Raw genomic sequence first — 14051 nt, forward strand, 5'->3', positions numbered from 1 at the left:
AATTAACGCAAAATTTCAGACATAAAAAATCCGGCCGAAGCCGGATTTTAGGTGGTAAAAAACCTGAAACGATAACTTAGTAACCGTCGCGACAATCCGCAGGCAGGTATTTCTTAGGCACTGGGTTTGAACCAGCCTTACCACAGGTGTGAACCAACAAGCCATTAGCATCAGTAGAGAAGGTCAACTGAACTTTGGTCTGATTAATGTTGTTACCGATACCATCTTTCATTTCAGCAATGAAGGTACCAGCAGTAGCACCGGTCAGGTCTGCAACGTATTTACCAGCAGTCACTTTAGGGCCAGCATACTCAACCAAAGAAGCCAATGTTGGCAATTTGCCAGTGTCGGTGAAGTAAGCACTAACATCAATCTTCAAACCGCTCAAAAGGGCTACAGGCTCTGACATTTTAGTGCGAGAGGTGTAATCCTGGTAAGCAGGCAAAGCAACAGCAGCCAAAATACCGATGATCGCAACTACAATCATCAGTTCGATCAAGGTAAAACCTTTTTGAACAGTCTTCATCATTTATTTCTCCGTAAAAAGTAGATCAGGTACCGACCATAAAGCATGGCCCGTGCCAACTTTCAAAATATAGACCACAAAGCAGACGTATCAAGGGCCACACCCTAATACCAGATAAGATAAAAGTGTGACACAGTTCACACAAGGTGACACAAAGTGTCACTCTATGGCAAACTTGGTACTTTATTGCTGACTATGCAGTCTTTTTGCATAAAGCGACGCTATACTACAACTAATTTCATTTCATAAATATGATGAAATTCTAGCTTTCACATAGGCTTATCATATAAAGTTGAATTATATTGTAAGTATTTGATCGAATATCTTGCTTTCGCGATCGACCACTAACCTATTTGGAATAAATCAATGTCGGCGGACGCCCCACAATTAAGCGGCCTAGCCCAGCGCCTAGTCAGAGATAAACTGATTTCACTTGAAGAAGCTCAAGAAGCCGTTGCCGAAAGCAAGGTAGAGAAAGAGCCCCTTGTTCAATATCTGGTCAAACGCAATATAATTGCTGCATCAGCTGTCGCTTCAGCTGCTGCTGACGAATTTGGCACCCCCCTGATCGATCTTGATGCATTCGCTGTGGATACCGCCCCCAAAGATGTTGTTGACAAACAGCTTATCGTAAAGCACAGCGCCCTACCCCTGTATCAGCGTGGAAATCGACTATTTCTGGCTATGGCCGACCCGACGAACATTCGGGCTCTGGATGAGATCAAGTTCAATACCGGGATGGGCACCGAAGCAATTCTGGTCGAAGCCGACAAGTTATATCTTGCCTTGGAACGATTTGTCGCCAGTGCTGAAGACAGCCTGGGTGACCTTGGTGACATGGACGATGATTTTGATGGCTTGGTTCTCGAAGAGGAGGGGGGAGCTGACCTCGACAGCTCGGATGAAGAAGAGGTCGATGAAGCTCCCATTGTTCGCTTTATCAACAAAGTACTACTTGATGCGATCAAAGGCGGGGCTTCTGATATTCACTTTGAACCCTACGAGAAGGCCTATCGCATTCGTTTTCGCACCGACGGTGTTTTACACGAAGTCACCAAACCCCCTACAGCACTGGCAACACGATTGGCCGCCCGCCTGAAAGTTATGTCGCAGATGGACATCTCTGAACGACGAGTCCCTCAGGATGGGCGAATCAAGATGCGGATATCGAAGACAAAAGCGATCGACTTTCGAGTCAACACTCTTCCCACGCTGTTCGGTGAAAAAATCGTACTTCGTATTCTGGATCCCAGCAGTGCACAACTGGGCATTGACGCCCTAGGCTACGAAGATTTCCAGAAAGAACTTTATCTTGAAGCCTTGCATCAACCCCAGGGTATGATTCTTGTTACCGGGCCTACAGGATCCGGTAAAACTGTATCTCTCTACACCGGCCTTAACATTCTAAATACTCCGGAACGAAATATATCTACTGCGGAAGACCCGGTAGAAATTAACCTGGAGGGTATCAACCAGGTTCAGGTGAATAACAAAGTGGGCCTAACATTTGCTGAAGCTCTACGCTCGTTCCTGCGACAAGACCCCGATATTGTCATGGTGGGCGAGATTCGAGATTTGGAAACTGCTGAAATTGGCATTAAAGCGGCTCAAACTGGCCATTTGGTGCTCTCCACGCTGCACACCAACTCAGCCCCGGAAACCCTGACCCGATTACTAAATATGGGAGTACCGGCTTTTAACGTTGCCACAACCGTAAGCCTGATTATTGCCCAGCGACTCGCTCGTCGCCTATGTTCCGAGTGCAAAGAGCCAACGGAATTTCCTGAAGACATATTGAACGCTGAAGGTTTTGACTCAATCGGTATTCCAAAAGAGGAATTTGAGTTATACAAAGCCGTTGGTTGCTCTAAATGCTCCAATGGATACAAAGGCCGAGTGGGTGTCTACGAAACCGTAAGAATTACCCCTAAAATATCCTCACTCATTATGGAAGGGGGGAACTCACTGCAAATTGCAGAGGCCGCTGCAGAAGAAGGCTTTTATAATTTGCGCATATCAGCACTAAGGAAAGTTGCCCAGGGACTAACCAGCCTGGAAGAAGCTAACCGCGTTACCAAAGATTAAGCTTAGGAAACATACACAATGGCGGATACCATCTTTTTATACAAAGGTACCGATAAGAAAGGCAAGGTCGTTCAAGGAGAGTTAAAAGGTGCCAGCACGGCCTTGGTAAAGGCCCAGCTATTACGCCAAGGTGTTAAAGTTAAGTCTGTCCGAAAGAAGCCGAAGCCATTATTTGGTGGAGGCCGGGCCATCAAGCCTCAGGATATCGCCGTCTTTACGCGCCAAATGGCAACAATGATGAAAGCTGGGGTCCCCCTAGTGCAGAGTTTTGAAATTGTAGCCGATGGCGCTGAAAATCCACGCATGGAAACTCTCATTCTAGAGATTAAAGATGGCGTTGCCTCTGGTAGCGGATTTGCAAACTCTCTTCGTCAACACCCCAAATACTTCGATGATCTCTTTTGCAGCCTTGTTGAATCAGGTGAACAATCAGGTGCATTGGAAACCATGCTCGATAGAATTGCGACATATAAGGAAAAAACAGAAGCACTGAAAGCCAAAATCAAAAAAGCAATGACATACCCCATCGCTGTGCTGGTTGTTGCCTTGATTGTGACAGGTATTCTCCTCGTAAAAGTTGTCCCTCAGTTCGCGGAAACATTTTCAAGCTTCGGAGCAGACCTACCAGCATTCACCTTGTTTGTTCTGGGCCTATCAAATACAGTACAAGAGGTCTGGTACATAATATTAGCCGCAATTATCGCGGCTGTATGGCTATTCGCTCAAGCCAGAAGGCGGTCGCAAAAGTTTTCAGACGGCGTCGATAGAGTTACGCTGAAGCTGCCCATTATTGGCAATATTATCTACAACTCCGTTATCGCTCGCTTCTCTCGCACACTAGCAACAACCTTTGCTGCAGGTGTGCCACTAATCGATGCCCTTACATCTGTGTCCGGGGCTGCTGGCAATGCAGTCTATCGCGATTCCATCCTCAACATTCGCGATGATGTAGCAACAGGCATGACCATGTATAGCTGCTTGCGTAGCGAAGGCATTTATCCCTCAATGCTTATTCAAATGACATCAATTGGTGAAGAGTCCGGCTCACTTGATGAAATGCTGGATAAGGTCGCCGCTTTTTATGAAGATGAAGTAGACAACATGGTCGACAACCTCACCACCCTCTTGGAGCCCATGATCATGGCCATTCTTGGAGTCTTGGTTGGCGGCTTGATGATCGCCATGTACCTCCCAATCTTCCAACTGGGTCAAATCGTATAAGGCCAGTCAATGCTGCAAGACGTATTCACTCTATACCCTGGCGCTCTCGTCGGGGTTATTTGCATTTTGGGCTTGCTCGTTGGCAGCTTTCTGAATGTTGCTATCTACCGCCTACCCAAAATGCTCGAGCGGGAGTGGAAGCAGAGCTGTTGCGAGATTCTTGAACAGGAAGCACCAAAAGAAACCGAAGCCTTCAATTTGGTTGTTCCCGCGTCTACCTGCCCCAGCTGCGAACACAAAATTCGTGCCTGGGAAAATATCCCCGTTATCAGCTATGTGTTTTTGCGGGGCCGCTGCAGTCAATGCTCAAGCCCTATTTCCGTTCGTTATCCGATTATTGAAGCCGTAACCGCCCTATTGTCCGCGGTGCTGGCCATGAAGTTTGGCTTTACCTGGCAGCTTGCAGCAGCCTTGTTGTTTACCTGGTCGCTCATCACGCTCACGATGATTGATATCGACACCCAACTACTGCCTGACAATATCACTCTCCCCTTACTGTGGTTAGGATTGATCGTAAACAGTCAATCTTTGTTCAGCGACTTACCCAATGCCCTATGGGGTGCGGTCTTTGGATACCTTAGCCTGTGGTCCGTGTATTGGGTATTCAAGCTGCTCACCGGCAAGGAAGGCATGGGCTATGGCGACTTTAAGTTACTGGGCGCTCTCGGCGCCTGGATGGGCTGGCAAGCCTTGCCGCTGACCATATTACTGTCTTCGGTTGTTGGTGCTGTGATTGGTATCGCCGGCATCATTATCATGGGACGTGACAAGAACGTTCCCATGCCTTTCGGCCCCTACCTCGCAATAGCCGGCTGGATTTACTTTATGTGGGGCGATAGCATTGTGGCCTCCTATCTCAGCCTGATGTAAATCGCCATGCCTGAACAGACTATGGTCATCGGACTCACCGGTGGAATTGGCAGCGGCAAAACTGCTGTCTCAGACCGTTTTGCCCTAAAAGGCATTGCAATTGTCGATGCCGACATCGCCTCAAGAACCGTGGTGGAACCCGGCAAGCCAGCCCTAGCCGAAATTGCCGCACATTTTGGCGATGAGGTTATACTGGAATCCGGCGAATTAAACCGCGCCAAGCTCCGTGAAATTGTCTTTGCCGACCCAAGCCAGCGCGAGCAACTGGAAGCCATGACCCACCCGCGCATTCGGGATGAAATTGTGTCAGGCCTTCAGTCCGCCCGAAGCCCCTATGTCATACTCGCCTCTCCCTTGCTGATGGAAACCGACCAGCACCAAATGTGTGATCGGATTCTGCTGGTCGATGTTCCCGAGGACATTCAGCTACAGAGAGCCAGCTCACGCGACGGAGTGAGCGTTGAGCAAATTAAGGCTATCATGGCAGCTCAAACCAGTCGCGAGAAGCGTCGCCAGAACGCAGATGATATTATTGTGAACGACAGAGACCTGAACTGGCTGGATGAAGAAGTTGAACGTCTTCACAGCAGCTATCTGAGCCTATGCCAATCCTGAGCTCTGTGAACACACGCAATACGGGAGATAGATCATGAGCAAAGACATCAGCCTTCAGTGCCCAACCTGCAAAAAAGAGGTGAAGTGGAATGATGATTTCCCACAACGGCCATTTTGCAGCGCACGCTGCCAACTCATCGACTTGGGAGAGTGGGCCAATGAGAGCCATAAGATCGCTGGCTCATCAGTGTATGAAGATATGCTGAGCGGTGATCTGGAAGCCGCATCCATGATGAACCCGGGTTCAAATACCGAGCACTGAGAAAATAGGCCTTAAACGAGCAGAGTTGAAACACATAAAAAGCGGTGCGAGGTAACGCCGCTTTTTTCTTGCACAACAGAAGCTACCTACAGCAGAGAAGGCGCCTTTTCTGATTTTAAGCGCTCAACAATAGTGGCATTGGCCGCGGGAAACTCGTACTGATCCAGTTCAGCCAAAGGCACCCAGCGCAGCAACTGTCCCTCAACACCTCGGGCCTCCCCCTTAAATCTGCTAACCTGCCAGATATCCAGAAACACCTGCTTATCGCCGTAGTCGTGCTTCACGTCCATCAGCGGAGAGGCCTCAAGCACCTCGATATCCAATTCTTCCTGCAACTCCCGAGACAAACCCGATAGGGCTTCCTCGCCCGCTTCCAGCTTTCCGCCGGGAAATTCCCACAAGCCGCCTTGATGTAAATGTTCCGGACGTTTGGCCAGAAGGATTTGTTGCTCTTCGCCCCAAATCACTCCGACCATCACGTGTACCATTTTCTTCATTATCAATTTGTCCGCTGTCTCTGTACCAATATCAATTTTCTTTCAGAATGATCTGACATCCATACTCAATCTACGAGCGGTAATCGGCATTAATCGTCACATAATCATGGGAGAGGTCGGTCGTCCAAACGGTTTCAGAATGATCACCACGATTCAAATGAATTCGGATGGTGATGGATTCCTGATCCATCACCTTTTGACCAGCTGCTTCGGTGTAACTCTCTGCTCGGCCACCCTTTTCGACAATCAAGACATCGTCTAAATGAACCGTAACCTGCGTATCATCCAGACCATCAACACCCGCATAACCAATCGCCGCTACAATGCGCCCCCAGTTTGGATCACTCGCAAACAACGCCGTTTTAACCAATGGAGACTGAGCGACAGAATAGGCCACATCCAAGCACTCTTGCTGCGTCCCACCACCAGCAACCTCGATGCTGATGAATTTGGTAGCACCCTCACCGTCACTGACGATGGATTTTGCCAAGTCGATCAACACGTTTTCAATCACCTGATAAAGTGCTTTCGCCTCCGCACTGCCAGCATCATCGATATGAGCCAAATCCGCAGTTCCGGTTGCCATCAGCATGCAGGAATCGTTGGTCGATGTATCCCCATCAACCGTAATACGGTTAAACGAAGCGTCCGCAGCGCGGCCAACCATATCCTGAAGCACCTTGTCACAAACATCGGCATCCGTCGCAATGTAGGCAAGCATGGTGGCCATATCAGGCTTGATCATCCCGGAACCCTTGGCAATACCACTGACAGTAATAGTGTGACCACCAATCTCCAACTGTTCGCTAGCGCCTTTCGGACGTGTATCCGTGGTCATAATGGCTCGGGCCGCTGCCTTCCAGCCATCGTCATCCAATGCATCGATAGCGGCAGGAATCCCCTCAAGCAGATTGTCCATGGGCAGCAATTCACCAATAACACCGGTCGAGAAGGGCAGCACCTGCTCAGTCTGAGTACCAGACAGCTCCGCAACCTTGGCACAACTGGCCAGAGCATCCGTCAAACCTTGCTGACCGGTACAGGCATTAGCGTTTCCAGAGTTCACAAGAAGATAGCGAATATTGCCCGGCAAATGGGATTTACACACGGTTACCGGCGCCGCACAAAAGGCGTTTTGGGTAAAGACTCCTGCCACACTGGAATTAGGGCCCAGTTCGATCAGTAAAAGATCATCACGATCGGTGTAACGGATATTTGCGGATACGGAACCCAAACGAAGACCTTTTACCGGGTGCATTTTTGGAAAAGGGAAACTGCCCACTGCCATGGTGAAACCTACTATTATCTTTCTGCTATTTGCCGCACATTGTAACTGGAAGTTGCCATGCTTGCTTCACGCATTAGTGGCAAAAGATATGAAAAAGGCAGTGCAAACCAAGCTGCACTGCCTTTTAATGGATCGCAAAACTCACAATGCCCCAATGCGCACTGCAAGCCTGAATATAAGAAAACTTAGGCCAGCTTGCCGTGGCATTGCTTGTATTTTTTCCCGGAGCCGCATGGGCAAGGGTCGTTACGACCTACCTTTGCCCCCTGGCGAACATAAGGGGCTTCCCCTTTTTCCGGGTCAAATTCTGTTTCTTCTTCCAGTGCTGAAGCAGAAGCATGTTCCAGCTCCATGGCCTGTTGCTTAAGGGCCTCAAGGCGCTGACGCTCCATCTCGGCAACCTGCTCTTCGCTCATAGGCTCAACACGGAACAAAACGCGAATAACTTCATGCTTAAGGTTGTTAAGCATGGTCTCGAACATTTCGAAGGACTCACGCTTGTATTCCTGTTTCGGGTTTTTCTGCGCATAAGCGCGCAGACCAATACCCTGACGCAGATGATCCATATTGGCCAGATGCTCCTTCCACAGCACATCCAGAATCTGCAACATCACCTGACGCTCGATGTCACGCATGGCCTCACCAACACGCTCACACTTCTCACTGTAAACGGTTTGCAGGTCTTCGGTAATACGATCGCGAAGCTGCTCTTCGTCCATATGATTGTCTTCGTCCAGCCATTTTTGCAATGGCAGCTCAACACCGAATTCGTTGTGAATATGCTGCTCAAGGCCCGGCACATCCCACTGCTCTTCCACGCTCATTGGCGGAATAAAATCAGCCACCACATCGTGAATAACATCCGAACGAATGGCGGTAACCGTTTCAGCAATATCTTCGGTTTCCAGCAGTTCATTACGCTGGTTATAGACAACCTGACGCTGGTCATTGGCAACATCATCAAACTCCAGCAACTGCTTACGAATATCAAAGTTACGGCCTTCCACTTTGCGCTGGGCTTTCTCGATGGCATTAGTCATCATCTTGTGCTCGATGGCCTCGCCCTTCTCCATGTCCATCGCCTGCATAAAGCCACGCAGACGATCTGACACAAAGATACGCATCAGATTATCTTCCAGAGACAGATAGAAACGTGAGAAGCCCGGATCGCCCTGACGACCCGCACGACCACGCAGCTGGTTATCAATACGGCGAGATTCATGGCGTTCGGTACACAGGATGTGCAGACCGCCAGCTTCCAATACCGTTTTGTGGCGCTCCTCCCAATCCGATTTCACTTTGTCGATATCACTTTGGCTAGGCTCGTTCAGCTGGGAAATCTCGGCTTCCCAGTTACCACCCAACACAATATCAGTACCTCGACCAGCCATGTTGGTGGCAATGGTGACATGCCCCGGGCGACCCGCCTGGGCCACGATCTCAGCTTCTTGCTGGTGAAACTTCGCGTTGAGAACCTTGTGCTCGATACCGGATTTCTTTAAACGTTTCGACATTTCCTCGGACGATTCAATCGATGCGGTACCCACTAACACCGGGGCTTTGCGCTCCTGACAATCCTTAATATCTTCCACAATCGCATCGAACTTCTCTTCCGTGGTCATATAAACCAGGTCGTTCAAGTCTTTACGTTGAATCTCTTTATTGGTCGGGATCACCACCACATCCAGACCGTAAATCTGGCGGAATTCAAAGGCTTCGGTATCAGCTGTACCGGTCATACCGGACAACTTCTGATAAATACGGAAGTAGTTCTGGAACGTGGTCGATGCCAGTGTCTGGCTTTCTTGCTGGATCGTCACGCCTTCTTTGGCTTCCAGCGCCTGGTGCAGACCTTCTGATAGGCGACGACCATGCATGGTACGACCCGTGTGCTCATCAATCAGCACCACTTCATTGTGCTGCACAATATAGTCAACATCTTTCTGGAACAGCGTGTGGGCCTTCATGGCGGAATGCACATGGTGCAGCAGAGCCAGATTATTCGCCGCATAGAGGCTTTCATCTTCAGCCAGCAAACGCTCTTTAATTAGTAGATCTTCCACCAGCTGGTGACCGGTTTCTGTCAGCTCAACCTGGCGAGATTTTTCATCCAGCGTGTAGTGGGTTTCAGTTTCCAACTGAGGAATCAGCTGGTTCATGCGACGGTACAGCTCGGAACTGTCTTCTGCCGCACCGGAGATGATCAGCGGCGTACGCGCCTCATCAATCAGAATGGAATCCACCTCATCGACAACGGCAAAATTCAGTGGACGCTGGGCCTTATCTTCTCGGCGCAGAGCCATATTGTCGCGCAGATAGTCAAAACCAAATTCGTTGTTGGTGCCGTAGGTAATATCAGCACGGTAGGCATCGTACTTTTCCTGCGGATCTTGCTGGGAGTGAATAACACCCACACTCAGCCCCAGGGCTTCATAGAGCGGACGCATCCAATTGGCATCACGACTGGCCAGGTAGTCGTTCACGGTAACAATGTGCACGCCCAGACCCGATAACGCATTCAAGTAGGCTGGTAAGGTTGCCACCAGTGTCTTACCCTCACCAGTGCGCATTTCCGCGATACGGCCTTCGTGCAAGGTAATACCACCGATCATTTGGACGTCAAAGTGGCGCATTCCCATGACACGCTGACCCGCTTCGCGCACCAGGGCAAAGGCTTCCGGCAGAATCGCATTGAGCGTTTCACCATCGGCGACACGCTCTTTAAAACTTGCGGTTTTCTCCTTGATCTCAGCATCACTGAGAGCCTGCATACTTTCCTCAAGCGCATTGATCTTCTTAACCAATTTGCCCATGCGCTTCAATTCACGGCTGTTTTTTGTGCCAAATACCGCTCTAACCAGCTTGCCTATCATGTTGTTTACCAATTCCTACGGATGTCCCCATCATATTGGGGCAAAGATTCTCAGTTTAAAGCCGCCCAGCGCGGCAAATTCAAAAAGGTGCCAAGTAAACCGCAAGCGGCCTGCAGGTGCAAGCTCGGGTTTATCTCAGTAGAGGGAGGTGCTAACGGTGGGTTCGGTGGATATAGGAGGCCGGGTCGACAGCGCGACCATTCTTATACACTTCGAAATGGACATGGGGGCCAGTAGAACGGCCGCTACTGCCCATGGCAGCGATAACATGGCCCTTCTTGACCACATCACCGACTTTAACTTTGATCTCACTATTATGGCCATAGCGGGTAGAGAAACCCTCGCCATGATTGATCTCAACCAACTGGCCATAGCCAGAGCGTTCGCCGGCCCAGGTAATCACACCAGCGGCAACCGAAATGATTGGGGAGCCCATCTTACCGGCAAAATCGACACCATTGTGCCAGGCAACCTTGCCGTTAAATGGATCGGTACGACGACCAAAACGGGAAGACATCCAACCTTTGGTAACCGGACGACCAGCCAGGAAGATGTCTTTTTCAATTTTGCGCTTGGCGAGCAAGGCATCAAGGATTTCCAGCTGCTGCTCGCGATCTTCAATCTGATTGCTAAGCTGGTCGATGGCGTCAATAAATTGTGGCGGCTGGTAAGCCTCACCAATGGTATTCGATTCCGGGCCACCCACTGCCGGGGCTCGGCTAAAATCAAACTCACCTTTATCCAGCTTGGCAATGCTGGTTAAACGCTCACCAAGGGCATCCAGGCGCAACAGACGGGCCTGCAATTCGGCCATGCGAAGGGTTAAAGCAGCGACTTTTTCACGAGCTTCGCGGCTTGCCTCTTCGATATCCTGCTTTTGTTTAACGAGTTCTTTTTGCCAGGCTCGGCGGGAATCTGCACTGAGGAATTCATTTTCGGGGCTCATCTGGCTCGCTTGCCAGAGCCAGTAACCACCTACCGTGGCAGGCATACCCAGAAGACACAAAGACAATAGCGCAACACTCCACGCACCAACGGTAAAGCTGCGCGTGCTGCCATGATTCTTGCTGACCAGAATAACTTTCATACTTCTAAGCCGCTACGTCAAAAACACTTTCTATCATCTTGTTTTACGGCCAAAAGCCGCTTTTTATTAGTGTCCAGTTTCAAAATCTGAACGTAAAACAAGGCCCGTACCCGCTCTCATCGGCAGGCAATCGACCCTGAGATAACTAAAAACCGGTGAAACCACCTTGGCGGCGGAAGACAATACTCCCACACACAATGGGCAAAGCCCTATTCTTCTATTTATAGCTTGCGCATTGCTGCGATCTATCAGCCCTTCCTGGTATTCCGGATCGGGAAATCCGTGAATGGAGAGCATTGGGCCAGCCATGGACTTGCTACTTACTGTCTCAAGTTTAGGCCAAAACCCTCACTAATTCCTATTTGATAATAGAGAAATAGCGACTTATGTCAAAAACGCGGGGGCATCATTGCGAATTAGACGCCCTTATGCTGTGATTTTAAGCACAAAATGATTAAAACGACATCACAGGCTTCATATAGGAAATCGGAGCCGTCGTTTCATCTTCAAAAGTGACCACTTCCCAAGCATCGTCCTGTTCCATCAGCTGGCGCAGGGACTTGTTATTCAATGCATGACCGGATTTGTGAGCCTTAAACTCGCCAATCAGGCTGTTGCCCAGCAGGTAGAGATCACCAATGGCATCCAGTACCTTGTGTTTTACAAACTCGTCTTCGTAGCGCAAGCCGTCTTCATTCAGGATGCGATACTCATCAACAACAATAGCGTTGTCGACACTGCCGCCCTTGGCTAAGCCTTTAGAGCGCAGGTATTCAATTTCATGCATAAAGCCGAAGGTACGCGCTCGGCTGACTTCTTTCACAAAGGATGTGCTGGAGAAATCTACCGAGGCATCAAGCGTGTGGCCTTTAAAGACCGGATGATCGAAATCGATACTAAAGGAGACCTTAAAGCCATCAAAGGGAAGGAAACTGGCTGTTTTGTCTCCCTCAGTTACTGTCACAGGTCTTTTAATGCGGATAAACTTTTTAGCAGCTTCCTGCTCGGCGACGCCAGCAGATTGCAAGAGAAACACAAATGGCCCGGCACTGCCGTCCATAATCGGTACTTCGGCGGCACTGACTTCAACAATGGCATTATCAATACCAAGGCCAGCCATAGCGGAGAGCAAATGCTCAACCGTCGACACTCTTACATCATCTTTAACCAGTGTGGTCGATAAAGTGGTATCCCCTACGTTCTCAGCTTTCGCCTCTATTTCTACGACCGGGTCCAAATCAACCCGTCGAAATACAATCCCCGTATCAATAGGGGCTGGTAACAAAGTCAGGAAGATTTTCTCCCCGGTATGCAAACCAACTCCGGTGGCACGAATTGCATTTTTTAGCGTCCGCTGTTTGATCATATAGGTCTACCGTCTCACACTGGCCCTAAAAGGGGCGCATACTAACAGAAAACCATACTTGGCGCCATTCCTCGCCCAAATCGCGGGCGAAACCATGACGCAGCTACATAATATGGCTACCAAGTTCATCACTCGAAGCATAACTGCCTAAAATTTAAGCAGCACTTCGACACACGCTCAGTTGCTTTAGTCAGCCTGGCGACGCAGGAACGCTGGAATATCGAGATACTCCATATCCTTTTCTTCCGTCAGAGGATTCGCATCCGCTGCCGCTGGTTGGGCCGCCGCTCTTTGTCTCATCGCGGTGGGCTTATCCAGCTCGGCATAATTAGGCTGACCGTTTGGACGACGGGTATTGTCGACCACAACTTTGGTCTCCGCTGGCTTGGCTGCCTGGGCTGCCGCACCTAAACCGGTCGCTACAACTGTTACGCGCAGCTCTTCTGACATCTCTGGGTCGATAACAGTTCCCACAACCACAGTCGCGTCTGCAGAAGCAAATTCTTCAACCGTATCACCCACCTCGGTGAACTCACCCAGAGACAGATCCATACCCGCAGTGATGTTCACCAGGATACCGCGAGCACCTTGCAGATTAACGTCTTCCAACAGCGGAGAACGAATAGCCGCTTCAGCCGCTTCGCGAGCACGATTTTCGCCTGTAGCGTGGCCAGTACCCATCATCGCCATGCCCATTTCAGACATAACCGTGCGAACGTCCGCGAAATCCACGTTGATCATACCCGGACGGATAATCAGATCAGCAATACCCTGTACCGCTCCCAGCAAAACATCATTGGCTGCTTTGAAAGCATCTAACAATGAAGTGGTACTGCCCAGAACGGCCAACAGTTTTTCATTCGGGATGGTAATCAGGGAATCCACACATTCCTGCAGCTCTTTGATACCTTGATCGGCAACCGTAATACGCTTGCGACCTTCAAACGGGAAAGGCTTGGTCACGACCGCTACGGTAAGAATACCCAGTTCGCGGGCAACTTCCGCCACCACCGGTGCAGCGCCAGTACCAGTACCACCGCCCATACCTGCGGTAATAAAGACCATATCCGCACCGCTGATGACATCCGCAATACGTTCACGATCCTCCACAGCAGCCTGACGGCCCACTTCAGGATTGGCACCCGCACCCAGGCCCTTGGTCAAGCCATTGCCCAGCTGCAACACTGTGCCTGTCTCAACATCTTTCAGAGCTTGAGCATCGGTATTTGCACACACAAACTCTACGCCATCAACCTGATTGGCGATCATATGCTTCACGGCGTTACCACCACCGCCACCAACACCTACGACTTTAATCACCGCACTCTGCGGTACACTATCGACGAGTTCAAACATGATTT

12 protein-coding genes are annotated in these 14051 nt (G+C 49.8%); 5 read left to right on the forward strand and 7 right to left on the reverse strand.

What is annotated here, in order from left to right; genetic code table 11:
* Window positions 1–76: 76 nt before the first annotated feature.
* Window positions 77–526, reverse strand: coding sequence for a pilin (locus G8768_RS14845; RefSeq protein WP_166847432.1), 450 nt, complete (start codon window positions 524–526; stop codon window positions 77–79).
* 366 nt (window positions 527–892) lie between these two features.
* Here G8768_RS14845 and pilB point away from each other — a divergent pair, with 366 nt between their 5' ends.
* From pilB to yacG, 5 genes are read left to right on the forward strand one after another with little or no spacing between them, the layout of a single operon-like run.
* Window positions 893–2611 carry a type IV-A pilus assembly ATPase PilB gene (gene pilB, locus G8768_RS14850; protein ID WP_167202784.1) on the forward strand — a complete coding sequence of 573 codons (1719 nt, stop codon included), beginning with the start codon at window positions 893–895 and terminating at the stop codon, window positions 2609–2611.
* An 18-nt stretch (window positions 2612–2629) separates the two neighbouring features.
* The gene (locus tag G8768_RS14855; RefSeq protein ID WP_166845366.1) at window positions 2630–3832 is read left to right on the forward strand and encodes a type II secretion system F family protein; all 1203 of its coding nucleotides are present in this window, start codon (window positions 2630–2632) and stop codon (window positions 3830–3832) included.
* A gap of 9 nt (window positions 3833–3841) precedes the next feature.
* Window positions 3842–4702: a prepilin peptidase gene (locus G8768_RS14860; protein WP_166845364.1), complete on the forward strand. Its 861-nt coding sequence runs from the start codon at window positions 3842–3844 to the stop codon at window positions 4700–4702.
* Window positions 4703–4708: 6 nt separating this feature from the next.
* The gene (gene coaE / locus G8768_RS14865) at window positions 4709–5317 is read left to right on the forward strand and encodes a dephospho-CoA kinase (protein ID WP_166845362.1); all 609 of its coding nucleotides are present in this window, start codon (window positions 4709–4711) and stop codon (window positions 5315–5317) included.
* A gap of 34 nt (window positions 5318–5351) precedes the next feature.
* A complete protein-coding gene (yacG, locus tag G8768_RS14870; RefSeq protein ID WP_166845360.1) occupies window positions 5352–5579 on the forward strand; it encodes a DNA gyrase inhibitor YacG in 228 nt (75 codons plus the stop codon).
* 86 nt (window positions 5580–5665) lie between these two features.
* Here the strand turns inward: yacG and mutT are convergent, their stop codons facing one another.
* From mutT to ftsZ, 6 genes are all read right to left on the reverse strand, one after another.
* Window positions 5666–6076, reverse strand: a complete 411-nt coding sequence (mutT, locus tag G8768_RS14875) for an 8-oxo-dGTP diphosphatase MutT (protein WP_166845358.1) — start codon at window positions 6074–6076, stop codon at window positions 5666–5668.
* Window positions 6077–6146: 70 nt separating this feature from the next.
* Window positions 6147–7364 (reverse strand): bifunctional glutamate N-acetyltransferase/amino-acid acetyltransferase ArgJ, encoded by a 1218-nt coding sequence (argJ, locus tag G8768_RS14880; protein WP_166845356.1) that lies wholly within the window; start codon window positions 7362–7364, stop codon window positions 6147–6149.
* 185 nt (window positions 7365–7549) lie between these two features.
* Window positions 7550–10237: a preprotein translocase subunit SecA gene (gene secA / locus G8768_RS14885; RefSeq protein ID WP_166845354.1), complete on the reverse strand. Its 2688-nt coding sequence runs from the start codon at window positions 10235–10237 to the stop codon at window positions 7550–7552.
* A gap of 151 nt (window positions 10238–10388) precedes the next feature.
* The gene (locus G8768_RS14890) at window positions 10389–11324 is read right to left on the reverse strand and encodes a M23 family metallopeptidase (RefSeq protein ID WP_166845342.1); all 936 of its coding nucleotides are present in this window, start codon (window positions 11322–11324) and stop codon (window positions 10389–10391) included.
* A 454-nt stretch (window positions 11325–11778) separates the two neighbouring features.
* Window positions 11779–12690, reverse strand: coding sequence for a UDP-3-O-acyl-N-acetylglucosamine deacetylase (gene lpxC / locus G8768_RS14895; RefSeq protein ID WP_166845339.1), 912 nt, complete (start codon window positions 12688–12690; stop codon window positions 11779–11781).
* Window positions 12691–12876: 186 nt separating this feature from the next.
* Window positions 12877–14046, reverse strand: a complete 1170-nt coding sequence (gene ftsZ / locus G8768_RS14900) for a cell division protein FtsZ (protein WP_166845335.1) — start codon at window positions 14044–14046, stop codon at window positions 12877–12879.
* Between the last annotated feature and the right edge of the window lie 5 nt (window positions 14047–14051).

Source organism: Pseudoteredinibacter isoporae (assembly GCF_011602085.1).
Taxonomy (GTDB): Bacteria; Pseudomonadota; Gammaproteobacteria; order Pseudomonadales; family Cellvibrionaceae; genus Pseudoteredinibacter; species Pseudoteredinibacter isoporae.